A 23834-nucleotide genomic window follows, 5' to 3' on the forward strand; every position below is an offset into this window, starting at 1 on the left:
GCTAGGTTGCCTGTGTGCACCCGACTCAGACCGCCGTACTCGACCGTCCAGAAGACCTGACCTGTGAATGGCTGACCTCCGCCCTTGGCGCCGGTCAGGTCAGCGGATTCAGTTTCGAGCGGATCGGAACCGGTCAGATGAGCGAGTGCTACCGCGTCTCGCTGAGCTATGCCGGCGAGAGCGACGGACCGGCGTCGGTGGTGCTCAAGGTGGCCGCCACCGATCCCAGCAGCCGCCAGACCGGGCTGGCTCTGGGCCTCTACGAGCGTGAGGTGCGGTTCTACGCCGACATCGCGCCCGCCCTGGCGCCGGGTCCGGTGGCGCCCTGCTACCACGCTGCGATCGATACGCAGACCGGCGCCTTCGACCTGTTGCTCGGCGATGCCGTGCCCGCTGTGGTCGGTGACGAGATCCGCGGTGCCACAGCCGAACAGGCCACCGTGGCGCTCACCGAGCTGGGCCGCATCCACGGATCGAAGGCCGGCGCCGAGGCCCTGGACCGGGCCGAATGGCTCAACCGCGAGGCGCCGGTCAATCAGGCCCTCATCGGCGGTCTGTACGCGGCGTTCGTCGACCGCTACGCGGGCCTGATCACCCCGGAGCAACGCCAGGTCTGTGAGCGCCTCGTCGAAAGCTTCGACGCCTACCTCGCCGACGAGGGCGCGCCTCAGCGGCCACACGGGCTCGTACACGGGGACTACCGGCTCGACAACATGCTGTTCGGCGCCGACGGGGCGGACCGGGCGCTGACCGTGGTCGACTGGCAGACCGTCACCAGGGGGCCGGCGTTCACCGACGTCGCGTACTTCATCGGCTGCGCCTTGCCCGTCGAGCAGCGCCGCGCCCACTACGACGAGTTACTGACGGCATATCACCAGGCCCTCGGACCGGACTCGGCGCTGACGCTCGGCCAGGTGCGCGAGGGGGTGCGGCGGCAGAGCTTCTTCGGCGTCATGATGGCGATCATCTCCTCGATGCTGGTGGAACGTACCGAACGCGGCGATGCGATGTTCATGACGATGCTCGACCGGCACTGCAGCCATGTCCTGGACACCAACGCGCTGGATGTGCTTGCGCCGGCGGCGATCCCGGAGCCGCTGGTGCCCGCCGCCGAGGACGATCTTGCCCACACGCCGACCGACGAAGAATTGTGGAACGAGAGCTGGTACTTCGACTTCGTCGACGCCGAGGCGGGCTTCGGCGGCTGGGTCCGGCTGGGCCTGATCCCCAATCAGGACACCGCGTGGGTCAACGTGCTGTTCTGCGGTCCGGGGATGCCGACCGTGGCGCTCAACGACTTTCACGCCCCGCTGGCCGAACCGTCGTCGGTCAAGGGGGAGGGCGTGGAGCTGAACCTGCACCCGGCCGAGCCGCTCGAGGTCTATCGCCTGACTGCCACGGGCACCGGCGAGGCATTCGACGACCCGTCGGCGTTGCTGCGCGGCGAGTCGGGGCAGCCCGTCTCGGTGACGCTTGACCTGACATGGCGCACCGCGGGAGTGCCGTACCAGTACCGGATCACCCCACGCTATGAAATTCCGTGCACGGTGTCGGGAACGGTGATCATCGGCGATCAGACCCACACGGTCGAAGCCGTCGTGGGCCAGCGCGACCATTCGTGGGGGGTGCGCGACTGGTGGTCGATGAACTGGGTGTGGAGCGCGATCCACCTCGACGACGGCACCCATCTGCACGGCGTCGACATCCGGATCCCGCAGATGCCGCCGATAGGTATCGGCTATTCGCAGCGCGCGGGTGAGCCGCTCGTCGAATTGCAGTCGGTGACTGCGCAATACGCGCTCGGCGATGATGAGCTGCCGGTGTCCACGACGCTGACGCTGCAGCCCGGCGACATCGAAGTGGAGGTCGACATCCAGGCCTACGCCCCGGTGCTGCTGGTGGCAGCCGACGAGCGGGTCAGCCAGTTCCCCCGAGCCTGGGCGAAGGTGCGCACGGCCGACGGGCGCAGCGGCATCGGCTGGCTGGAGTGGAACCGCAACCTCGGCTGACGCTGCCCCATTTACACCGCGAGCGTGCGTGTCTGTCGGCCGACACGCCGCCTTTGAGCAGCACTCTGTGCACGCTCGCCGGCGCTCAGGTGATGCGAAAACGCTTGAGCCGCGCAGTCGCTCCGGAGATCAACTCCACGCGGCTGCGCGGCACACCCAGATGCTGGGCCAGCAGCTTGGTGACGGCGTCATTGGCCTTGCCGTCGACGGCGCGCTCCTGCACATAGATGGTGAGCTCACCGTCGTCGGCGACCTCGACCAGCGGGCCTTTGCGGCTGCCGGGTTTGACGCGGACTGCGACGGTTTCGCTCACACCGCCATCGTGACGCGAACGTGCGCAAAATGCTGCCGCGCGGCGGCGTGTCGCGGAGCAGACACGCACGCTCGCGCGGCAACGGGGATCAGCGGGCGACGATCACCGAGGAACCGTGGCCGAAGAGGCCCTGGTTCGCGGTCACGCCGACCTTGGCGCCCTCGACCTGCCGGCCGGTGGCCTGACCCTTGAGCTGCCAGGTGAGCTCGCACACCTGCGCGATGGCCTGGGCCGGGATGGCCTCGCCGAAGCAGGCCAGACCGCCCGACGGGTTCACCGGGACGCGGCCGCCGATCGTCGTCGCGCCGGAGCGCAGCAACTGCTCGCCTTCGCCCTTGGCGCACAGACCCAGGTGCTCGTACCAGTCCAGCTCCAGCGCGGTGGACAGGTCGTACACCTCGGCCAGGCTGACGTCCTCGGGGCCGATCCCGGCCTCGGCGTAGGCCGCGTCGAGGATCTGATCTTTGAACACGCGTTCCGGTGCGGCCACCACGGCAGTGGAATCCGTTGCGATATCCGGCAATTCGGGCAGGTGTTGCGGGTAGCGCGGGGTCACGGTCGAGATGGCGCGCACCGACGGCACACCCTCCACCGAGCCCAAGTGCTTCTCCGCGAACGACTTGCTCGCCACGATCAGCGCGGCCGCGCCGTCGGAGGTGGCGCAGATGTCGAGCTGACGCAGCGGATCGGAAACCACCGGGCTGGCCAGCACATCCTCGATCGCGGATTCCTTGCGGTAGCGCGCATTCGGGTTCTGCAGGCCATGGCGGGAGTTCTTCACCTTCACCTGGGCGAAGTCCTCCGCGGTGGCCCCGTAGAGGTCCATCCGGCGGCGGGCCAGCAGGGCGAAGTACACCGGGTTCATCGCGCCGAGCAGGTGGAAGCGCTGCCAGTCCGGGTCGTTCTTGCGTTCTCCGCCGACGGGGGCGAACGCACCCTTGGGCGTCGTGTCGGCGCCGATCACCAGCGCGACATCGCAGAATCCGGCCAGGATCTGGGCGCGGGCGCTCTGCAGCGCCTGCGAGCCCGACGCGCAGGCCGCATAGCTCGACGACACCGGCACGCCGTTCCAGCCCAGCTTCTGGGCGAACGTCGACCCGGCGATGAAGCCCGGGTAGCCGTTGCGGATCGTGTCGGCTCCGGCGATGAACTGGATCTGCTGCGCGTCCAGGCCGGCTTCGGCCAGGGCGGCGCGGGCGGCGACGACGCCGTACTCGGTGAAGTCACGTCCCCATTTGCCCCACGGGTGCATACCCGCGCCGAGGATGTACAGCGGTTCGGGTGCGCTCATCAGGCGATCCTCCAGGCGTGGGTGGTGCGCTCGACGCCCTCGTCGTCGGTGTAGAGCGTCATGGTGGTCAGCTCCATCTCCATACCGACCTTGAGATCAGCGGCCAGCGTGCCCTCGACGACCTTGCCGAGCACGATGAGGCCTTCGTCGGCCAACTCGACCGCGGCGATCGCGAACGGCTCGAACGGATCGGTCTTGGGATACGGTGCGGGCGGAAGGTACCGGTTCTCCGTGTAGCTCCACACCTTTCCGCGGCGGGACAGCGGGACCAGATCAAGGGTGTCGCTGTCACAGGCCGGGTTGGGGCAGTTGTTCTCGCGCGGCGGGAACACGTAGGTGGCGCACTGGGTGCACTTGCCGCCGATCAGATGGGTGGCACCGGCGTCGTCGGTGGCGAACCATCCGTCGATCGCGGGTTGCGAAGATGCTGCTGGCACGCGGCCAGCCTAAACGATCAAGACCCCAGAACTGAAACGTGTTGCAGTTTTGTCCCGCGCATCAGGAAATTCCGTTGAAGAGTACGAAACAGTTTCGTACTCTTCGAGCATGGTTCGAGGTATGGAGCGTGAGCAGGCCGTGCTGGCCGCGACGGCCGAGCTGCTCGTGGAACGGGGATACCAGGCACTGACGATCGATGCGGTGGCCGCACGGGCCGGTGCCAGCAAGGCGACCATCTACCGCCGGTGGCCGAACAAGGCCCAGTTGGTTCGGGCCACGCTGGACGCCACCGATGCGGCCCGGAATGCGCAACTGCCCGATACCGGACAATTGCGCAGCGACCTGTTCGCCGTGATGGACGCCGTTGCCCAGGAGGTCGCCGACCCGCTGACGCGGGTGACCGCCGAACTCGCGACGCTCATGCGCCATGACACTCAGCTGGCTGAGGCCATCCGCGAACATCTCGCCAAGGAGGAGCTCTCGCCGTTTCACCATGCGTTGCAACGGGCGATCACCCGCGGGGACATCGCCGGGGACACCGACGTCGAACTCATCCATGACGTGGCCGAGGCGATGATCCTGCGGCAGGTGCACCTCGACTTACCGGTCGACGCGGCGTTCAGCGCACGGCTGATCGATGACATTCTGCTGATCCTGCTCGGGGCCGGTGGCCGATGACCATCGTGATCGCCGGCGCCGGCCCGACCGGACTCACCCTGGCCATCGAACTGGCCCGGCGCGGCGTGCCGTGCCGAGTGTTGGACCAGGCGACGACGCTGTTTCCCGGCTCACGCGGTAAGGGCTTGCAGCCACGCACGCTGGAGGTTTTCGACGACCTCGGCGTGATCGGCGCCGTGCTGGCTGCGGGTGAGCCGTTTCCGCCGATGCGGCTGTACCGCGGTACGGAGGTGGTGTGGGAGAAACCGGTCTACGAGCTGTTGGGGCTGCCCGAGCTGGAACCGTCCTCGGCGGTGCCGTACCCCTACACCTGGCTGATCCCGCAGTGGCGCACCGACCAGATCTTGGCGGCGCGATTTGCCGAACTCGGCGGCACCATCGAGTTCGGCACCCAGGTAACGGATTTCACGCAGGACGACGACGGCGTCACGGTAGAGACCGATCGCGGTGCGATTCGTGCCGACTACCTGGTCGGCGCCGATGGTGGCCGCAGCACGGTACGAAAGGCGTCCGGAGTCGCGTTCCTCGGCGGTGCGCTCACCGAGGAACGCATCATCGTGGGTGACGTACGGGCTGCCGGGCTCGACGGCCGCTTCTGCCACCTGCTGACCCGTGACGGAGACCAGTCGAGGCGGTTCTCGCTGTGGAATCTTCCCGGCAGTGAGCACTACCAGCTGGTGGTCACCATGGCCCCGGGCGAGGACCCGCCTGCGCTGACCCTCGACGGTATGCAGGCGGTGCTGGGCCAGCGGTCGGGCCGCCGGGACATCACGCTGTCGGACCTGCGATGGATCTCGCTCTACCGGGTTAATCTACTTATGGCGCAACACTTCCGGATGGGGAGAGTGCTCCTGGCGGGCGACGCGGCCCACGTGCATTCGCCGGCCGGGGGACAGGGCGTCAACACCGGGGTGCAGGATGCCTACAACCTCGGCTGGAAACTGGCCGCCGTTTGGGCCGGCGGGCCCGACGCCCTGCTGGACAGCTATGAGGCCGAACGCCTGCCTGTGGCTGCCGATGTGCTCCACCTCAGCGGCGCGTTGCACAGCCAGGGCTTCGCCGCGACCGGGCCCGCGCCTTCGTCGATCCACCAACTGGACATCAGCTACCGGGGAGGTCCGCTCGCCGCACCGGGTGGCAACCCGGCTGGGGAGTTGCAGGCCGGTGACCGGGCTCCCGACGCCCTGCTGCCCGACGGCCGCAGGCTGTTCGACGTGTTACGCGGACCACACTGGACCGTGCTGCAGTTCGGTCAGGGATCAGTCGATTTCGGGGTTCCGCTGGTGCGCATGGCGCCAAATGCCGACTACGACGTGCCCGCAGGCTGTTATGTGCTGGTCCGTCCTGACGGATACATCGGTGCGATCGACACACAGCCCGGGGTCATTCGTGATCAAGTTCGTCGAGGACGGGAGCCGATCCGCGGGCCGCGTCAAGCAGAATCCGGACCAGATCATTGTGGTTGTCGCGCATGAGGTTGTGCGCACCGTCGAGCGAATAGGTCCTCCAGGCGGGATCCATCCGCAGCCGCTCGTAGGTGGGGGCAAACGGCGACTCCGTCGGCCAGCGCTGCGCGTAGACGAAGGTCCGACGGATATCCGACGGCTCGGTGCCGAGCCGGATCGGTTGCAGCAGTGTCGCCAGCGGATGTGCGGTCGCGCGCTCGTCGAAGAACGGCAGCGGGGGCACGCCGTAGCCCGTCGTATCGACGTCGATGTACCACCGGCGTTGCTCGTCATTGGTCAGGGTCCAGCAGGATTCGCCGTCGCGCGGCACGAACGCGTCGAGGTAGACCAGTGAATCAACCTGCTCCGGAATCCGATCCGCGACAGCGGTGATGACCATGCCGCCGTAGCTGTGCCCAGCCAGAACCGCACCGGCCACCTGTTGGGCTTGCATCTCGGCGATCACATCGGCGATGTGGGTGTCCAGGTTGACTCCACCATTGGCCAGGTGGGCACGCTCGGCCACCCCGGTCAGTGTGGGCGTCAGCACCCGGTGCCCTTCGGTGCGCAAGGCCGCGGCGAGTTCGTCGAAGCACCACCCGCCGTGGCAGGCGCCCGGTACCAGAACGAACGTTGTCATCGGGAACTCCTGTCTGCGAAAGTGTTTCGCCGGTAGTCGGCGGTGACGCGCGCCAGCTCATCGGGACTTCCGGCGTGCATCTCACGATTGGCGTGCACCACTGCCGTCGTCTCGGGGATCCTGCGGGCCTCGTATCCGGCGACTCCGCGGCCGGCGGCCAGCTCGTCGGCGAGGGCGCGGGCGTCGAGGATGGCCTGCGAGCCGCCGTTGGCGCCGACGGGATACATCGGGTGTGCGGCGTCGCCCACCAACGTGACGCGTCGAGTACCCCAGTGCGGCAAAGGTTCCCGGTCGACCATGGGATACTCGAATACGGCTTCGGACCGGTGCACCAGTTCGGCCGGATCCAGCCAGTCCAGGCGCCAGCCCGACATATGGGCGGCCACGCACGCGGGATCGACGTGAGTGTTCCAGTTCGCGTCGCCGGGGAGTGGGCCGGGAGCGGCTTCGTCGACCTGCAAAACCCAGTTCACCAGATCACCGCCGATCGGATAGGTGACCAACTCGACGCCGTCGGCACCTTTGACGATGGCCATCGTGCGGCCGTCGAGAAACGGCCGTATCCGGCTCGCGCCCCGGAACATCCGAACCCCCGACCAGGCCAGCCCATCAGGGCCTGGATGCAGTCGGCGGCGTACCTTCGAGTGCACCCCGTCGGCGCCGACGAGAACTTCGGCGGTGAATTCCCCGGCGCGACTGGTCACCCGGACGTGGTGGTCGGTTTCCTCGAATGCGGTGACGGCGGCGCCGGTGCGAACGGCGTCGGCGCCCAAGCGGGTTCGAACCGCGTCGAGCAGCAGCATCTGCAACCGGCCGCGGTGTACCGAGCACTGCGGGTAGCCGTAGCCGCCCTCGACTCCGCGGGGCTCTCGGAACAGCAGCGTGCCGTCGGAACGGTAGAAATCGATGACTGCCGGGGTGGCCGAGATGTCCAGCAGGGCCTCGCCGACGCCGAGGTCGGTCAGTTCACGTACTGCGTGCGGCAGCAGGTTGATCCCCACGCCCAGCGCCCGCAGCTCGTGGGCGCTTTCCAGCACCGTAACCTGAAAACCCTTGGCGTGCAGGGTGAGTGCAGTGGTGAGGCCGCCGATGCCGGCCCCGGCGATGACGATCTGTTGGGTGGGCATGACTCCAGCCTCGTCAGTGCCCAATGATAAGTCCAATACATAGTCAGTCCAGAAACTATTGTGATTGCTTATGGAACTGCGTCAGTTCGAATACTTCGTCGCGGTGGCCGAGGAGGCCAACTTCACCCGCGCAGCCGAGCGAGTGCATGTTGCGCAACCGGCGGTCAGCGCGCAGATCCGCCACCTGGAGCGCGAACTCGGCCAGCAACTGTTCGATCGCAGCCGGCGTGCAGTCCGGTTGACCGCCGCCGGTGAAGCCGTGTTGCCGCACGCCCGGGCCGCCTTGGCTGCGGTGGCCGCTGCCCGCACCGCCGTCGAGGAGCTCGGGGAGTTGGTTCGCGGCGCAGTGGTGGTGGGCACCGTGACGGCCCACGACTTCGACATGGCGGGGCTGCTCGCGCAGTTCCACGCGGCCCACCCGCTCGTCGACATCACATTGACCACCGACGAGTCCGACGCACTGCTGGACGGTCTGCACTCAGGGCGGCTCGATGCGGCCATCGTGTCGGTGGGCGCCGCACTTCCCGCCGGGTTGGATGCCGAGGTGGTGACCGATCAGCGCATCGTCGCGGCGGTGGCCGGTGACCATCCGTGGCGCCGACGCCGCACCGTGGCGCTGCGCGATCTCGTCGACCATCCGGTGATTGCGCTACCGGCCGGGGCCGGGATCCGTCACCAGTTCGATCACGCGTGTCGTGCGGCCGGGGTGGCGGCGCGGGTCGCGTTCGAGGCGAGCACCCCGCACGCGCTGGCCGAACTCGCCGAGCGTGGGCTGGGAGTCGCGGTGTTGCCGGAATCGGTGGCCTTCACCCGGACCGCGCTGCACCCGCTTCCCATCACGCCGGAGCTGCGCGGCCGGTTGGTGTTCGCGTGGCGGACGCAGGGACCGATGAGCCCGGCTGCCAGGGTCCTGGTCGAGATGGCTCGTCGTCGTCTGCGCGTCGGTGGGCCCGCCGCCTCTTAGCGTTAGCGTGTGGGTTGTAGGGATCGAGCGCGGGCGAGAGCCACTTCTGTACCGAGTTCCGCACGTACCTCGGGGTTTTCGGCGTAGGTCCGCACGTAGCTGTACAGCAGGTAGGGGTCGACATCGAACTGTCGGCAGTCGAATTCGATCATCGGTACCGGTGGCAGGCGGTCGATGCGCCAGAGCCGCGTGGTGCACCGGCGGTTCCAATCCGCATTGGCATACCCGACTGCGAGGATGACCGGATAACCGTTGGTCGCCGCTTTGACGGCTGCGATGTCCGACCAGTTCAGTCGCGACTCGAAGCTCCATCCGCGTTGGGCAATGCCCTGGCTCGACAGTATGACGCCACCACGGCGGATACGCCCGCAGATCGCTGACGCGATGAACGACGCGAACACAATGCCGAGGGCGCTGGTTACCACCGCAAAGCCCGGAAACCCCTCATCCTGGTGGATGAGTATGTCGACCGAAGCCATGACACAAAAGACCATGCAGCACCCCATCAAGGCGACGAGGATCGTGAATTGGCTGGTCGAGTAGCGGATTTCAGTCCCCGGGGTGTTGTCTCGCTCGATCGCCGTCCGGACCGACGACGACAGTCCCCCTCGACGGTGTCGCACAACGAGGCCGTATGCGACACCGAGAACCAGCAACAGTGCGAACAATAGAAAGTACTTGAGCGCTATGAAATTGCCCGCCGCTGCGGCCACGATTCCGAAAAGGGCGGAGATGACGGCGAATGCGAGGAGTCCCGCGACCGAGAGGTAGTACCGCAAACCGTTATGTGTGTCCGTCCACCCATCGGGAGTGTCTCGATACTCAGAAGATCGCATCCCACGCACCTTTGACAAGTCCTCCAACTGCTCGCCCGGTATCGGCCACCGCTGAGGCGCCATCGCTGATGGCGGTGCCGAGGCTACCGATGCCGTTCTGGTAGAGAGAATCGACGGCACCGGAGGTGAATATCCCTACGCCTGCTCCGACCAACGCACCCACCGCAGTTCCCACGACTGGTACAGGGATCGCCGTACCGATGAGCGCGCCGGCGGCGACCGAAGCGCCGAAACCAGCGGCTCCGGATACGATGGCTTGGTCGACGTCTTTGCCGTTGGCGATGTCGTACACGACACCAGCCACTGCAAGACCCCCGCCGACTTTGAGGCCGATCCGACCAGCATTCGCCTTGGTGCTCTGTGCTCCCTTCGCTACATCGTCGGCTTGGTTAGCGAGGCTGCGAGCGTGATCAATGTCCCGATAGATCATGGCGGCCGGCGTGCCAGCGGGTGCTGATTTTGCTAATGCCAGAGTTCTTGCCGACTCATCGGCCAAGAACTTGGAATGTTTTGCCATTGTTGAGACGTTCAGGTCGACAAGTGTGGCGGCCCCGCCATTAATCAAATCAGCTACCACAAAGAACCATTTAGTCCTGAGGTCTGCCCAGGCATTCTTGAGGGTGTCTGCACCGAGCTTCTCAATGGTTCGAGCGGCCTCCGCGGCGTGGAATGCCGCATTGTACGCGTCAACTGTTGCGTCCTCAACGGAATCTTGAATGATGAAACCGTCTACGGATAACCCGGCATTCATTGCGACGTCGCGAATTGTTTGCATCTCAGTTTGGGCGCGTTCGAGTTCTGCCGCAAATTCATCGATTGTCTGAGCGCCGCTGGCGACGGCAGTTTTCAGTCCGTCAACCTTCGTTGCGCCACTTGCCATTCGTGCAGTGAAAGCGTCCCCGGCTTCACCGTGCCAGTCGGCAGTTGCCGTCGTCCGGGCAGCATGAATCTCGTCCGTTGTGTGCGAGACCTTGCTCTCCAGAGTCGACCGGAGCCAGTCAGCTGCCGAGCGGACGGAACTGGGATCCCCCTCAATCTCTGTGTCAATTGGCACTCATTCACCCCGTCTGCATGGCTTCATTTAGCGCCTCGGCGCCTGCTTCGTCCTGTCCGCGATAACTCGCGCTCGCTGAAGCGACCCCATTCGCTACTGCTTTGACAGCTATGACGAGTTGGCCAGCGTTGTCGGTTAGCTGTGCCAGAATCCCCAGAATCGCTGGTGTTCCCAATCCGCCGTCAACGGACGCTGGCGCCGAGGCGCTCGCGCTGTCGAGGTCGGAACTGGCGCTCGACAAAGACTGAGATATCTTGTCGAGCGATTCGTGATTGATATAAAGCGTCACTTTTGCCCCCGGCGTTGTTCGATGGGAATCTCAATATCGAGCATCAGCAATTGAAAAGGATGCAATTTCTGCAATTGGGAGAGGATGGCCGTCGGTACTACAATCCAGGCCTGATCCTCGCCACAGCATTCGTGAAGTCGGTCAAGTGCCGAATATGCAAGGAGTGCAGTCCTTCCGTCCCGCGTCTCACGCATGTCGATCCGCGCATCGTTTGGATCATCGACTGACTCTGCGCACGGTAGGTATACGACCGGCGGAAAGTCCCGTGGAATCGGTTTGGAGTCCGATCGCTTCTCGCAGGCACCGTCCGCGCCCTCGACATGGTGGTGAACCGGCGGCGTTTCCACTCGATCTCGCGTGGGGTGTGGGAAGGAATTCCTTGCTTGCTGGACCGGGACCGCCTGCGTGGATGTAACGCCAACCGGGGGGTCCCAGCGATTGTGGGTGGGGTTCGCCAGCTGTGAATCGACCGGAACGTGACCTGTAGGTCGTCCTCGCTCATTCGCAGATGCCGCGCCACGATTCGTTGGTTCCGAATCGTCCATCAGCTTGAATCCCCCTCGCGTAGGCGCCCGTCGCCGCTCGTGCCGGTGTCTAGCAAACCGACAGTCCGCGGTTTTCCTGTGCCAGGCTAGCAACGAGTCGATGCCCAGTCGTGCGGCAATTTTCGGCCCACGGTGCGAGCTCCCACCTCTCGCGGCACGTGTGGGGATGGTAGTTGTGGATCCCGAGCCGGCAACTGTGTCGGCCTCTCGTCCTGCCGGAACTGCGCATGCGCTGTGGAAGCGCAGCTGGATACAAAATCACCCTTCTTGCCGCTGGCAGGAGCCATGTGCGGGAGACACGCGATGACCTGTTTCGCTGGGCCGCGTGCAGTTGCGGCTGAGGTTTTCCTTGGCGATCGTGTGCGAGGTAATGATTGCCGCGGGCATCTCCGTTTGCGGTAGCCCGAATCTGAGCCTGCATAGGTGTCGTTGTCGGGACCGCTGCATAGAGTGAGGGCCGTGAGCCCCGCGAAGACCGAGACGAAGAACGCACCGAACCCGACCGCCGACGACAAGCCCACACTGATGCTGCTCGACGGCAATTCGCTGGCTTTCCGGGCGTTCTACGCGTTGCCGGCCGAGAATTTCAAGACCCAGGGCGGGCTGACCACCAACGCGGTCTACGGGTTCACCTCGATGCTGATCAACCTGCTGCGTGACGAGCAGCCCAGCCACGTGGCGGCCGCGTTCGACGTGTCACGGCAGACCTTCCGCAAGGACAAGTACCCCGAATACAAGGAAGGCCGGTCGGCGACACCCGACGAGTTCCGCGGCCAGATCGACATCACCAAAGAGGTACTCGGCGCACTGGGCATCACCGCACTGGCCGAGCCCGGCTTCGAGGCCGACGACATCATCGCCACGCTGGCCACCCAGGCCGAGCAGGAGGGCTACCGGGTGCTGGTGGTCACCGGTGACCGGGACTCGCTGCAGTTGGTCAGCGATGACGTCACCGTGCTCTACCCGCGCAAGGGCGTGAGTGAGCTGACGCGGTTCACCCCGGAGGCGGTGGTGGAGAAGTACGGGCTGACGCCGGCTCAATATCCGGATTTCGCGGCTCTGCGCGGGGACCCGAGCGACAACCTGCCCGGCATTCCCGGGGTCGGTGAGAAGACGGCGACCAAGTGGATCGTCGAATACGGCTCGCTGCAGGCGCTCGTCGACAACGTCGAGAAGGTCAAAGGCAAGGTCGGCGATTCGCTGCGGGCCAACTTGTCCAGCGTGGTGCTCAACCGTGAGCTCACCGATCTGGTCCGCGATGTGCCGCTGGCCCAGACGCCGGACACGCTGCGGATGCAACCCTGGAACCGCGATCAGATCCACCGGCTTTTCGACGATCTGGAATTCCGGGTCCTGCGCGATCGGCTGTTCGAGACGCTGGTGGCCTCCGAGCCCGAGGTCGAGCACGGGTTCGACGTGCGCGGCCGGGCGCTGGAGCCCGGTGAGCTGGCGGCATGGCTTGCCGAGCACAGCCTGGGCAACCGATTCGGGCTGGCCGTGGTCGGCACACATCTCGCGTTCGACGCCGACGCCACCGCGCTGGCCATCGTGGCGGCCGATGGCGACGGGCGCTACATCGACACCGCCACCCTGACCCCCGAGGACGAGGAGGCACTGGCGCGCTGGCTGGGCGACCCGGGTCCGCCCAAGGCGCTGCACGAGGCCAAGCTGGCCATGCACGACCTGGCCGGGCGCGGCTGGACACTGCGCGGCGTCACCTCTGACACCGCGCTGGCCGCCTATCTGGTGCGGCCGGGGCAGCGCAGCTTCGCCCTCGATGATCTGGCGGTGCGTTACCTGCGCCGCGAGTTGCGCGCCGAAAGTCCAGAGCAACAACAGCTTTCACTACTGGATGACTCCGACGGGGTGGACGAGCAGGCGGTGCAGACGCTCATCCTGCGGGCATGTGCGGTGTTGGATCTCGCCGACGCGCTCGACGAGGAACTCGCCCGCATCGACTCGTCGTCCCTGCTGGGCCGGATGGAGCTGCCGGTGCAGCGGGCGTTGGCCGAGATGGAGTCGACGGGCATCGCCGTCGACCTGGACAAGCTGCAGGAGCTGCAGAGCGAATTCGCCGACCAGATCCGCGACGCGGCCGAGGCCGCCTATGCGGTGATCGGCAAGCAGATCAACCTCGGGTCGCCCAAGCAGTTGCAGGCAGTGCTGTTCGACGAGCTCGAGATGCCGAAGACCAAGCGCACCAAGACCGGCTACACCACCGACGCCGACGCGTTGCAGTCATTGTTCGACAAGACCGGGCATCCGTTCCTGCAGCACCTGCTGGCACACCGCGATGCCACCCGGCTCAAGGTGACCGTCGACGGCCTGCTCAACGCGGTGGCTTCCGACGGACGGATCCACACCACGTTCAACCAGACGATCGCGGCGACCGGCCGGCTGTCTTCCACCGAACCGAACCTGCAGAACATCCCGATCCGCACCGAGGCGGGCCGGCGCATCCGCGACGCGTTCGTGGTCGGTAAGGGTCCCGACGGGCCGTACTCCGAGTTGATGACCGCCGACTACAGCCAGATCGAGATGCGGATCATGGCTCACCTGTCCCGGGACGAAGGCCTGATCGAGGCCTTTAATACCGGTGAGGACCTGCACTCCTTCGTGGCGTCACGGGCGTTCTCGGTGCCGATCGACGAGGTGACCCCGGAACTGCGCCGCCGGGTGAAGGCGATGTCCTACGGCCTGGCCTACGGGCTGAGCGCCTATGGGCTGGCCAGCCAGCTCAAGATCTCCACCGAGGAGGCCAAGGTGCAGATGGAGCAGTACTTCGACCGGTTCGGCGGGGTCCGCGACTATCTGCGCGATGTGGTCGACCAGGCGCGCAAGGACGGGTTCACCTCAACGGTGCTGGGCCGCCGCCGCTACCTGCCCGAGCTGGACAGCAGCAACCGCAATGTGCGGGAGGCGGCTGAGCGGGCTGCCCTCAACGCGCCGATCCAGGGCAGCGCCGCCGACATCATCAAGGTGGCGATGATCAATGTCGACGCCGCGATGAAGGAAGCCGGGCTCAAGTCACGGATGCTGCTGCAGGTCCACGACGAGTTGCTGTTCGAGGTGGCCGAGGGTGAGCGGGAGACCTTGGAGGCCCTGGTCCGCGAATACATGGGCAACGCGTACCCATTGGATGTGCCGTTGGAGGTGTCGGTCGGATACGGGCCCAGCTGGGACGCCGCCGCGCACTAGCGGCGCCGGTTGGGGCCGCGTGCTAGCGCGCGTCGGCCCCAAGGCCCAGGCCCAGCGCCACCAGTACGGCCGCCATCACTCGTTCGATTCGGCGGCGAATATGGGTGCGGTTGAGGATGTTTCGCGCACGGTCAGCGGCGAGCACGATGCCCACGCACCATGAGGTGTCGACAACCAGCTGGATCAAGGCGAGCACCAGCAACGTCGGCAGCACCGGCCCGGTCGCCGGCAGGAATTGTGGAAGCACCACGATGCCGAAGGCCGCCGCCTTCGGGTTGGCGGCGATGGACAGCAGTGCCGCACGGAAAGCCGCGGCCGGGGTCCGCCCCCGCGGCGGCAGGGCTACCTCCATGTCGGCCGGGTGACTCGCGCTTCGCCATGCGCTGATGCCGAGCCAGATCAGGATCGCGGCGCCGACGACATGCATGGTGAGGGACAACCACCGGTTGGCGGTCAGCAATATCGACAGCCCGCCACCGCCGGCCAGGGTCCAGCCGCAGATGCCGATCTCGTTGCCGACAACCGCCGCGAGCCCCGCCGACCGGCCGTCCCGCACCGAGCGGTGCAGGAACAGTGCCGTCGCCGGTCCGGGCAGTGCGGCCAGGATCACCGATGCGACCAGGAAGGCCGGCAGCACGTCGACAATATGGGCGAACATCCGCCAAGTATCGCTGACCAGCGCAAATCGATATTGTCGAGTGCCCGCTCGACGGCGTCGCCGCCGTCAGTAGCGGACGGGCGCTTGGTAGTTGGCCAGCCAGTGCAGGATCGGTGCGGCCGAGCGGGCCGCCGTCACCGCGTACACCTCTTCTTGCTGCAGCGCGTACACCTGTGCATCGCCGAACCCGCGGTCGATGCGGTCACGGACGAACGCCAACTCGACGACTGCGGCGGCGAACGCCGCGACAGCCTTGCCGGCCGGGCGCCCGCCGGCCATCGTCGCCTGCTTGACGGCGCCGTGCCGGGTTTTGAGTGACCCGAGCCAGGTGGCCTCGTTGGGAGTGATCAGCCCGGCGGCGACCATGCCGGGCAGCTTTTCGGCCACCACACGCTGTTCCCGGCGGCGGCTGGTGACGGCGACCACGATCATGATGACGAAGATCGGCACCATCCAGACCAGGTACACGATGAAGTACGTCCCGGCGCCCACCAGCGACGAACCGTTCCACAACCCGTGCATGAACACCGCGCCCAGGTAGCCGGCCAGGATGCACAGGACTTTGGCGCCGGTACTGCGTCGGTGCAGCGCGAAGTAGACGCCGATCGCGGTCATCGTGGTGAACAGGGAGTGCGCGAACGGAGCCATGATGAGGCGCATCGCGGCGGTGAGCAGTGATCCGGCGAGGGAATCGGCGCTGGCGATGTACATGATGTCTTCGAGCCAGGCGAAACCGAGGCCGACCAGGCCGGCGTACACCAGGCAGTCGGTCAGCGAGTTGAGCTCGTTGCGGCGCCGCCCGGTCATCATGATCAGCAGGAACAGGCCCTTGGCGGCTTCCTCGATGAGCGGTGCCCGGATCGCCACCGAGGCGAAGCTGTGCGCTGATTCCGCCGAGTCGACACCGGGTGCCAGCAGTGCGTCGGTGAACAGGCTCAGCACCAGGGACAGCACGATCGCGACGGCGGCGCCCCATCCGAAGGCCAGCAGCAGTAGTCGGGGCGGTTCCGGTTCCCAGCGGTCCAGCCACAGGTAGGCGAACACCGCCCCGGTCATCACGATGCTGGACAGGGTGAATCCGATGATCGCGCCGGCCGGGTTGAGCGCGGTGAACAGCAGCACCAGCGCGCCGATGACGACGCCGCAGGCGATGATCGCGGCGAGCGGGGCGCCGACCTTGCGGACCGGTCTGGGCAGGGGAGCGGTGACCGGAAACCACTGCCGATGGGCCGGACCGGGGGTCGGGTAGTACGCCACCGCAGAAGCGTAGCGGCGGGTCGGCAGGTTTCCGGGCACAAATTCCGCTGACGGCCCGGTGCTCCACTGGCGGCCCCGCCCGGGGAGGCGGTTTGTCCTGCGTGTGCCTGGTCGAGTACCCTCGTTACGTATCTGTGTGCACAGATTGTCGGCTCACAGATAAGTACGAACGCAATACAGCAATACCAGCAATATCACTGTCCCTACGAGTAAACCTGTCCGGAGCAACCCACCACATGCCCTCTCCCTCCGTCACCTCGCCGCAAGTAGCCGTCAACGACATCGGCTCGGCTGAGGACTTTCTCGCCGCCATCGACAAAACCATCAAATACTTCAACGATGGCGACATCGTCGAGGGAACCATCGTCAAGGTTGACCGTGACGAGGTCCTGCTCGACATCGGTTACAAGACCGAAGGTGTCATTCCTTCCCGCGAACTCTCCATCAAGCACGATGTCGACCCCAACGAGGTCGTTTCCGTGGGCGATGAGGTCGAGGCCCTCGTTCTCACCAAGGAGGACAAGGAAGGCCGTCTGATCCTGTCCAAGAAGCGCGCTCAGTACGAGCGTGCCTGGGGCACCATCGAAGAGCTCAAGGAGAAGGACGAGGCCGTCAAGGGCACCGTCATCGAGGTCGTCAAGGGCGGCCTGATCCTCGACATCGGCCTGCGCGGCTTCCTGCCCGCATCGCTGGTCGAGATGCGTCGTGTCCGCGATCTGCAGCCGTACATCGGCAAGGAGATCGAGGCCAAGATCATCGAGCTGGACAAGAACCGCAACAACGTGGTGCTGAGCCGCCGCGCCTGGCTGGAGCAGACCCAGTCCGAGGTGCGCAGCGAGTTCCTCAACCAGCTGCAGAAGGGCGCCATCCGCAAGGGTGTCGTCTCCTCGATCGTCAACTTCGGCGCCTTCGTCGATCTCGGCGGCGTCGACGGCCTGGTGCACGTCTCCGAGCTGTCCTGGAAGCACATCGATCACCCGTCCGAGGTGGTTCAGGTGGGCGACGAGGTCACCGTCGAGGTGCTCGACGTCGACATGGATCGCGAGCGGGTTTCGCTGTCGCTGAAGGCGACTCAGGAAGACCCGTGGCGTCACTTCGCCCGCACCCACGCGATCGGTCAGATCGTGCCGGGCAAGGTCACCAAGCTGGTGCCGTTCGGTGCGTTCGTCCGCGTCGAGGAGGGCATCGAGGGCCTGGTGCACATCTCGGAGCTGTCCGAGCGCCACGTCGAGGTCCCGGACCAGGTGGTCACCGTCGGCGACGACGCGATGGTCAAGGTCATCGACATCGACCTGGAGCGTCGGCGGATCTCGCTGAGCCTCAAGCAGGCCAACGAGGACTACACCGAGGAGTTCGACCCGTCGAAGTACGGCATGGCCGACAGCTACGACGAGCAGGGCAACTACATCTTCCCCGAGGGCTTCGACGCCGAGACCAACGAATGGCTCGAAGGCTTCGACAAGCAGCGGGAGGAGTGGGAGGCTCGCTACGCCGAGGCCGAGCGTCGCCACAAGATGCACACCACGCAGATGGAGAAGTTCGCCGCTGCGGAGGCCGAGGAGGCCGCGCGTCCGGTGTCCAACGGTTCCTCGCGGTCGGAGGAGTCCACCGGTGGCACGCTGGCCAGCGATGCACAGTTGGCCGCTCTGCGTGAGAAGCTCGCAGGCAACGCCTAACCAGTACGACAACGAACGCCCCGGCCCTTTGGGTCGGGGCGTTCGTCGTTCCCTGGGCCTGACACACTGTTGGGCGTGCTTCGCATCGGGTTAACCGGCGGTATCGGCGCCGGGAAGTCAACAGTGTCGGCCACATTCAGCGATCTCGGCGGAATCATCGTCGACGGTGACGTCATCGCACGTGAGGTGGTCGAGCCCGGAACCGAGGGCCTGGCCAAGTTGGTCGAGGCGTTCGGGGACGGGATCCTGCTGCCCGAGGGAGCGTTGAACCGTCCGGCGCTGGCGGCCGTCGCCTTCAGCGACGACGAGAAGCGCGCCACCCTGAACGGCATCGTGCATCCGCTGGTGGCGCACCGCCGTTCAGAGCTCATCGCGGCGGCGCACGAAGACGCCGTGATCGTCGAGGACATTCCCCTGCTGGTGGAATCCCAGATGGCGCCCATGTTCCCGTTGGTCATCGTGGTCAACGCCGACCCGGAACTGCGCGTCAAGCGGCTCATCGAGTACCGCGGATTCACCGAGTCGGACGCCCGCGCCCGTATCGCCGCGCAGGCGACCGAGGAGCAGCGCCGCGCGGTGGCCGATGTCTGGCTGGACAACTCGGGCAGCCCCGGCGCCGTCGTCGAGCAGGCTCGCGCGCTGTGGCACGAGCGGATCCTGCCGTTCGCGCACAATCTGACAATCCGGCGGCCGGCCCGGCGTGACCCTGTCGTGGTGCCCTATGACCCCACCTGGCCGGATCAGGCCCGCCGGATCGTGGCCCGGCTCAACACGGCCTGCGGGCACCGCGCGGTGCGTATCGACCACATCGGGTCGACGGCCGTGCCGGGGATGGACGCCAAGGACGTCATCGATGTGCAGGTGACCGTCAAGTCGCTGGATGTTGCCGACGAACTCGCCGAGGCACTGTTGACGGCGGGTTACCCGGTGGTGCCCGACATCACCGGCGATACGCCCCACGACGACGATCTGGCGTTGTGGCACAAGCGTTTCCACGCCTCGGCAGATCCGGGTCGCCCGACCAATGTGCACATCAGGGTGGACGGCTGGCCCAACCAGCGCTTTGCCCTGATGTTCGTCGACTGGTTGCGGGCCAATCCGGGCGTGCAGGCGGATTATCTGGCGGCCAAGCAAGCCGCACTGGCCACACCCGACTACGCCGTGGCCAAAGAGCCGTGGTTCCTCGACGCCTACCAGCGTGCCCGAAAATGGGCGGACGCTACGGACTGGCGGCCCTAGGTCGCTGGGCCGCAGCCGGTTTCGCGACGATCTACCCAACCGTCAAATGTTCGGGCCGCTGGAACTGACCGTGCGGTAGCGTTTGGTGCGTCCGAAGGGGGTGGGCATGTCCACAGCGAAGCCGACGTTGGTTCCGGTTCGCCAGATTGCCGCCCATGAGCTGGTGGTCGACCAGATGCGCCGGGCCCTGGAGCTGGGTCAGTTCCGGCCCGGGGACCGGCTGCCCACCGAGCGCGAACTCTCCGACATGCTCGACGTATCCCGCACCACGGTGCGCGCCGCCGTCTCGGTCCTGGAGGGGGAGGGCCTGATCACGGTGCGACGCGGCCGTGGCGGTGGGTTCACCGTCCAGGCGCCGCAGTACGACCCGGCCGAGATGCGCCGGGAGTTGCGCCGCAACAAGCGTGAGGTCCGCGATGCGTTCGACTACCGCGTCATCGTCGAGACCGGCGCCACCCGGCTGGCTGCCGAGCGCCGTCGCGCCACCGATGTGACCGAGCTTCGCAAGCTGCTCAAGGGCATGGAATCCGCGCTGCAGGTCGGGATGGACGAGCCGTCGGCCCGGCACACCACGGAGTTCCAGACCCTGGACTCGGCGTTTCATCTCGGCATCGCCCAGGCTGCTCAGAATGACCGCCTGCTGGAGGCGGTCGCCGACGCTCGTCGCAGGATGTGGCTGCCGGTCGGTGCGATCTTCGGTCGTCTGGAGCCCAACGCGAACGACTATCACGAGTCGATCCTGGAAGCGATCGAGAGCCGCGATCCGGACCTGGCGGCCGCGCAGATGGAAGCCCACATCAACGACACCAGGCGCACGGTCGAGTCCTGGCTGAAGCGCTGACGGCTACGCGGCCGGCGGCTCAGGTTCCGCGGGCGGCGCGACGGCGGGCTCGGCGGACGGCGGTAGGGCCGGATCGGTGCCGACCGGGGCGGTGTCGACGACGTTGCCCGGCACCGGGGTGCTCAGCGGGGCGCCGCAGGGCAGGCTGCCGTAGGTCGGATCGTCCTTGGGCCGGGTCAGCCGAGGGCCGACGAAGGTGTCGGCCTGGGCGATGATCTGGTCGTCCACCAGGATCTCGCAGTGCAGGTTGGCCGAGTACGGCCAATCGATGCGCACCGCCATGCCTGCGGTTTCCGGGTTGGACACCACGCCGGTGGCCTCGAAGACCCGGCCCGGCAGCATCGACGGGTCGGCGGTGTTGATGTTCTGGTCGTCGATCTTGTAGGCGATGGTCGCGTTGCGCGACACCCCGTCGATCCTGGCGCGGTAGGTGACGTTGTGGAGCTGCTGGTCGGGCAGTGGCTCGACCTGAGGCGGCGCCTCGGGGTCGGCGTGCGCCGGAATGGGAATCAACAGTGCGCCGGTGAGCAGTCCTGCCAGCGCGGGGAGGCCTCCCCAGGCGTACTTAGCTGAACTCATGAATCCCGACCTTACGCGCCTCTCCACGTCAGGGCCATTCCGTTGCCGGACAGCCACCGGTCGAGCTCATAGCCGCAGCTCGCCAGGCCCTCGATCGCGGTGGCCGCGGTTTGCACCGCCTGCTCACCGACCTCCGGGCTGAGCAGACCGTGCCGCACCGCGGTGAGCAACTCGTCGACATCGCACAGTTCGACGCCGCGCCCGGAGCGGAGCACCAGATCCAGGTAGTGGTCCTCGGAATGCCATGCGGTCGGCCCGGCGGCGTAGTGGCCGACGTCGAGGTAGAAGTCCTGGTCACGCTCGTGGCCGGGGTTGAAATGGAACACGCTGGCCCGCAGCCCGAGCTGAGGCAGCAGCCAGGATTCCAGGTAGTGGAACTGGGCTCGGCCGGGCGTCGGCCGGGCCATGTAGAGGCCCCAGGGTTCGACGGTGTAGACGTCGACCGCCCGCACGATGCCTTTGGGGTCGGTGTTCGTGCGGGCGACCAGGTCGAATGTCTCGTGCTTGGGCGGGTGGATGCGGCCAGCCTACGCGGGGAGCGAACGCGGGCGGAAGTTGTCGGTGCACAGTTCTACGCTGGTGAGCATGGCCTTCGCGACCGAACACCCCGTGCTCGCGCATTCGGAGTACCGGGCTGTCGATGAGATCGTCCGGACCGGTGCCCGGTTCGAGGTGGTCAGTGAGTACGACCCGGCCGGTGACCAGCCGGCCGCCATCGACGAGCTCGAGCGCCGGATCAAGGCCGGCGAGCGTGATGTCGTGCTGCTCGGCGCCACCGGTACCGGCAAGTCGGCCACCACGGCGTGGCTGATCGAGCGGCTGCAGCGGCCCACCCTGGTGATGGCGCCGAACAAGACGCTGGCTGCCCAGCTGGCCAACGAGTTGCGGGAGATGTTGCCGCACAACGCTGTTGAGTACTTCGTCTCGTACTACGACTACTACCAGCCCGAGGCATACATCGCCCAGACCGACACCTACATCGAGAAGGACAGCTCGATCAACGACGACGTCGAGCGGTTGCGGCACTCGGCCACCTCGAGCCTGCTGTCGCGGCGCGACGTGGTCGTGGTGGCCTCGGTGTCGTGCATCTACGGTCTGGGCACGCCGCAGTCCTACCTCGACCGGTCGGTGGAGCTCGCGGTCGGCCAGGAGGTGCCGCGCGACGGGCTGCTGCGGCTGTTGGTGGATGTGCAGTACAACCGCAACGACATGGCGTTCACCCGGGGCACGTTCCGGGTGCGCGGCGACACCGTGGAGATCATCCCGTCCTACGAGGAGCTCGCGGTGCGGATCGAGTTCTTCGGCGACGAGATCGAGGCGCTGTACTACCTGCACCCGCTCACCGGCGACATCGTCCGCCAGGTGGACTCGCTGCGGATCTTCCCGGCGACCCACTATGTGGCCGGGCCGGAGCGGATGGCGCATGCGATCTCGACCATCGAGGCCGAGCTCGAGGCGCGGCTGGCCGAGCTGGAGGGGCAGGGCAAGCTGCTGGAGGCCCAGCGGCTGCGGATGCGCACCAACTACGACGTCGAGATGATGAAGCAGGTCGGCTTCTGCTCGGGCATCGAGAATTACTCGCGCCACATCGATGGCCGTCCCGCCGGATCTGCGCCGGCTACGCTGCTGGACTATTTCCCGGAGGACTTCCTGCTCGTCATCGACGAATCCCACGTCACGGTGCCCCAGATCGGCGGCATGTACGAGGGGGACATGTCGCGCAAGCGCAATCTGGTCGACTTCGGTTTCCGGCTGCCTTCCGCCGTCGACAACCGGCCGCTGACCTGGGAGGAGTTCGCCGACCGGATCGGGCAGACGGTGTACCTCTCGGCCACCCCGGGTGCGTACGAGATCAGCCAGGCCGGTGGCGAGTTCGTCGAACAGGTGATCCGCCCGACCGGTCTGGTCGACCCGAAGGTGGTGGTGAAGCCGACCAAGGGCCAGATCGACGATCTGATCGGCGAGATCCGCACCCGCACCGAGCGCGACGAGCGGGTCCTGGTCACCACGCTGACCAAGAAGATGGCCGAGGACCTCACCGACTATCTGCTGGAGCTTGGCATCAAGGTCCGGTACCTGCATTCGGAGGTCGACACCCTGCGCCGCGTCGAGCTGCTGCGGCAGCTGCGCCTGGGCGAGTACGACGTCCTGGTCGGCATCAACCTGCTGCGTGAGGGTCTGGATCTGCCCGAGGTGTCGCTGGTGGCGATCCTCGACGCCGACAAGGAGGGCTTCCTGCGGTCCACCCGCAGCCTGATCCAGACCATCGGCCGTGCAGCCCGCAACGTATCCGGTGAAGTGCACATGTACGCCGACAAGATCACCGACTCGATGCGTGAGGCCATCGACGAGACCGAGCGCCGCCGGGCCAAGCAGATCGCCTACAACGAGGCCAACGGCATCGATCCGCAGCCGCTGCGCAAGAAGATCGCCGACATTCTGGACCAGGTGTACCGCGAGGCCGACGATACCGAATCGGTCGAGGTCGGAGGTTCGGGACGCAACGCTTCGCGAGGCCGGCGCGCCCAGGGTGAACCCGGCCGGTCGGTCAGTGCCGGCATCGTCGAGGGCCGCGACACCACGAACATGCCGCGGGCCGAATTGGCCGATCTGATCAAGGATCTGACCGAGCAGATGATGACCGCCGCACGCGATCTGCAGTTCGAGCTGGCGGCGCGGATCCGTGACGAGATCGCGGATCTGAAGAAGGAGCTGCGGGGGATGGACGCGGCCGGCCTGAAGTGACGCGGGTGTTGA

General features: G+C 66.5%; 22 protein-coding genes. 9 read left to right on the top strand and 13 right to left on the bottom strand.

What is annotated here, in order from left to right:
• The first annotated feature begins 14 nt into the window (after nt 1-14).
• Nucleotides 15-2009, top strand: a complete 1995-nt coding sequence (locus BN2156_RS03840) for a DUF7064 domain-containing protein (protein ID WP_090510390.1) — start codon at nt 15-17, stop codon at nt 2007-2009.
• An 85-nt stretch (nt 2010-2094) separates the two neighbouring features.
• Here BN2156_RS03840 and BN2156_RS03845 read toward each other — a convergent pair whose 3' ends face one another.
• From BN2156_RS03845 to BN2156_RS03855, 3 genes are all read right to left on the bottom strand, one after another.
• On the bottom strand, nt 2095-2322 hold the full coding sequence (locus tag BN2156_RS03845) for a DUF167 domain-containing protein (RefSeq protein ID WP_075919992.1): 228 nt from the start codon (nt 2320-2322) through the stop codon (nt 2095-2097).
• An 88-nt stretch (nt 2323-2410) separates the two neighbouring features.
• Nucleotides 2411-3613, bottom strand: a complete 1203-nt coding sequence (locus tag BN2156_RS03850; protein ID WP_090510392.1) for a lipid-transfer protein — start codon at nt 3611-3613, stop codon at nt 2411-2413.
• Nucleotides 3613-4050 (bottom strand): Zn-ribbon domain-containing OB-fold protein, encoded by a 438-nt coding sequence (locus BN2156_RS03855; RefSeq protein ID WP_090510395.1) that lies wholly within the window; start codon nt 4048-4050, stop codon nt 3613-3615. The genes BN2156_RS03850 and BN2156_RS03855 overlap by 1 nt, the downstream gene beginning before the upstream one ends.
• A 109-nt stretch (nt 4051-4159) precedes the next feature.
• Here BN2156_RS03855 and BN2156_RS03860 point away from each other — a divergent pair, with 109 nt between their 5' ends.
• Both BN2156_RS03860 and BN2156_RS03865 read left to right on the top strand, forming a co-directional pair.
• Nucleotides 4160-4729 carry a TetR/AcrR family transcriptional regulator gene (locus tag BN2156_RS03860; RefSeq protein ID WP_090510397.1) on the top strand — a complete coding sequence of 190 codons (570 nt, stop codon included), beginning with the start codon at nt 4160-4162 and terminating at the stop codon, nt 4727-4729.
• Complete coding sequence (locus tag BN2156_RS03865; RefSeq protein ID WP_090510400.1) at nt 4726-6204, top strand: FAD-dependent monooxygenase; 1479 nt, start codon at nt 4726-4728, stop codon at nt 6202-6204. Before BN2156_RS03860 ends, BN2156_RS03865 begins: the two co-directional genes overlap by 4 nt.
• Here BN2156_RS03865 and BN2156_RS03870 read toward each other — a convergent pair.
• Nucleotides 6113-6814, bottom strand: coding sequence for an alpha/beta fold hydrolase (locus tag BN2156_RS03870; protein WP_090510402.1), 702 nt, complete (start codon nt 6812-6814; stop codon nt 6113-6115). The genes BN2156_RS03865 and BN2156_RS03870 overlap by 92 nt on opposite strands.
• A complete protein-coding gene (locus BN2156_RS03875) occupies nt 6811-7941 on the bottom strand; it encodes an FAD-dependent monooxygenase (protein WP_090510405.1) in 1131 nt (376 codons plus the stop codon). The genes BN2156_RS03870 and BN2156_RS03875 overlap by 4 nt, the downstream gene beginning before the upstream one ends.
• Nucleotides 7942-8011: 70 nt before the next feature.
• Here BN2156_RS03875 and BN2156_RS03880 point away from each other — a divergent pair, with 70 nt between their 5' ends.
• Entirely contained in the window at nt 8012-8905 is an 894-nt protein-coding gene (locus tag BN2156_RS03880; protein WP_090510408.1) for a LysR family transcriptional regulator, read from the top strand.
• Between the two features lie 2 nt (nt 8906-8907).
• Here the strand turns inward: BN2156_RS03880 and BN2156_RS03885 are convergent, their stop codons facing one another.
• From BN2156_RS03885 to BN2156_RS31415, 4 genes are all read right to left on the bottom strand, one after another.
• A complete protein-coding gene (locus BN2156_RS03885; RefSeq protein WP_131725124.1) occupies nt 8908-9741 on the bottom strand; it encodes a PDZ domain-containing protein in 834 nt (277 codons plus the stop codon).
• Nucleotides 9728-10621 carry a DUF1269 domain-containing protein gene (locus BN2156_RS30510; RefSeq protein WP_131725125.1) on the bottom strand — a complete coding sequence of 298 codons (894 nt, stop codon included), beginning with the start codon at nt 10619-10621 and terminating at the stop codon, nt 9728-9730. The genes BN2156_RS03885 and BN2156_RS30510 overlap by 14 nt, the downstream gene beginning before the upstream one ends.
• Before the next feature lie 178 nt (nt 10622-10799).
• The gene (locus BN2156_RS30645; protein ID WP_159402815.1) at nt 10800-11084 is read right to left on the bottom strand and encodes a hypothetical protein; all 285 of its coding nucleotides are present in this window, start codon (nt 11082-11084) and stop codon (nt 10800-10802) included.
• On the bottom strand, nt 11081-11629 hold the full coding sequence (locus BN2156_RS31415) for an SAV_915 family protein (RefSeq protein WP_308208090.1): 549 nt from the start codon (nt 11627-11629) through the stop codon (nt 11081-11083). Before BN2156_RS31415 ends, BN2156_RS30645 begins: the two co-directional genes overlap by 4 nt.
• Nucleotides 11630-12088: 459 nt before the next feature.
• Between BN2156_RS31415 and polA the strand changes: the two genes are divergently transcribed.
• A complete protein-coding gene (gene polA, locus BN2156_RS03900) occupies nt 12089-14827 on the top strand; it encodes a DNA polymerase I (RefSeq protein WP_090510417.1) in 2739 nt (912 codons plus the stop codon).
• 22 nt (nt 14828-14849) lie between these two features.
• On the opposite strand, the gene BN2156_RS03905 is transcribed toward polA, so the two are convergent.
• Together BN2156_RS03905 and BN2156_RS03910 are read right to left on the bottom strand one after the other, a co-directional pair.
• On the bottom strand, nt 14850-15485 hold the full coding sequence (locus BN2156_RS03905; protein WP_090510420.1) for a LysE family translocator: 636 nt from the start codon (nt 15483-15485) through the stop codon (nt 14850-14852).
• 66 nt (nt 15486-15551) lie between these two features.
• Complete coding sequence (locus BN2156_RS03910; RefSeq protein WP_090510425.1) at nt 15552-16742, bottom strand: PrsW family intramembrane metalloprotease; 1191 nt, start codon at nt 16740-16742, stop codon at nt 15552-15554.
• A gap of 236 nt (nt 16743-16978) precedes the next feature.
• Between BN2156_RS03910 and rpsA the strand changes: the two genes are divergently transcribed.
• The 3 genes from rpsA to BN2156_RS03925 all read left to right on the top strand — a co-directional run bounded on the left by rpsA (nt 16979) and on the right by BN2156_RS03925 (nt 20498).
• Nucleotides 16979-18418, top strand: a complete 1440-nt coding sequence (gene rpsA, locus BN2156_RS03915; RefSeq protein ID WP_070187137.1) for a 30S ribosomal protein S1 — start codon at nt 16979-16981, stop codon at nt 18416-18418.
• Nucleotides 18419-18493: 75 nt separating this feature from the next.
• Entirely contained in the window at nt 18494-19657 is a 1164-nt protein-coding gene (gene coaE, locus BN2156_RS03920; protein WP_090510428.1) for a dephospho-CoA kinase, read from the top strand.
• A 106-nt stretch (nt 19658-19763) separates the two neighbouring features.
• Nucleotides 19764-20498, top strand: a complete 735-nt coding sequence (locus BN2156_RS03925; protein ID WP_090515445.1) for a FadR/GntR family transcriptional regulator — start codon at nt 19764-19766, stop codon at nt 20496-20498.
• Between the two features lie 3 nt (nt 20499-20501).
• Here the strand turns inward: BN2156_RS03925 and BN2156_RS03930 are convergent, their stop codons facing one another.
• A complete protein-coding gene (locus BN2156_RS03930; protein WP_090510430.1) occupies nt 20502-21077 on the bottom strand; it encodes a hypothetical protein in 576 nt (191 codons plus the stop codon).
• Nucleotides 21078-21088: 11 nt separating this feature from the next.
• A complete protein-coding gene (locus BN2156_RS03935; RefSeq protein WP_210436629.1) occupies nt 21089-21595 on the bottom strand; it encodes a ribonuclease FAU-1 family protein in 507 nt (168 codons plus the stop codon).
• 67 nt (nt 21596-21662) lie between these two features.
• Between BN2156_RS03935 and uvrB the strand changes: the two genes are divergently transcribed.
• Entirely contained in the window at nt 21663-23822 is a 2160-nt protein-coding gene (gene uvrB / locus BN2156_RS03940) for an excinuclease ABC subunit UvrB (protein WP_090510435.1), read from the top strand.
• Nucleotides 23823-23834: the final 12 nt, after the last annotated feature.

The sequence above is a fragment of the Mycolicibacterium neworleansense genome (assembly GCF_001245615.1).
Taxonomy (GTDB): domain Bacteria; phylum Actinomycetota; class Actinomycetes; order Mycobacteriales; family Mycobacteriaceae; genus Mycobacterium; species Mycobacterium neworleansense.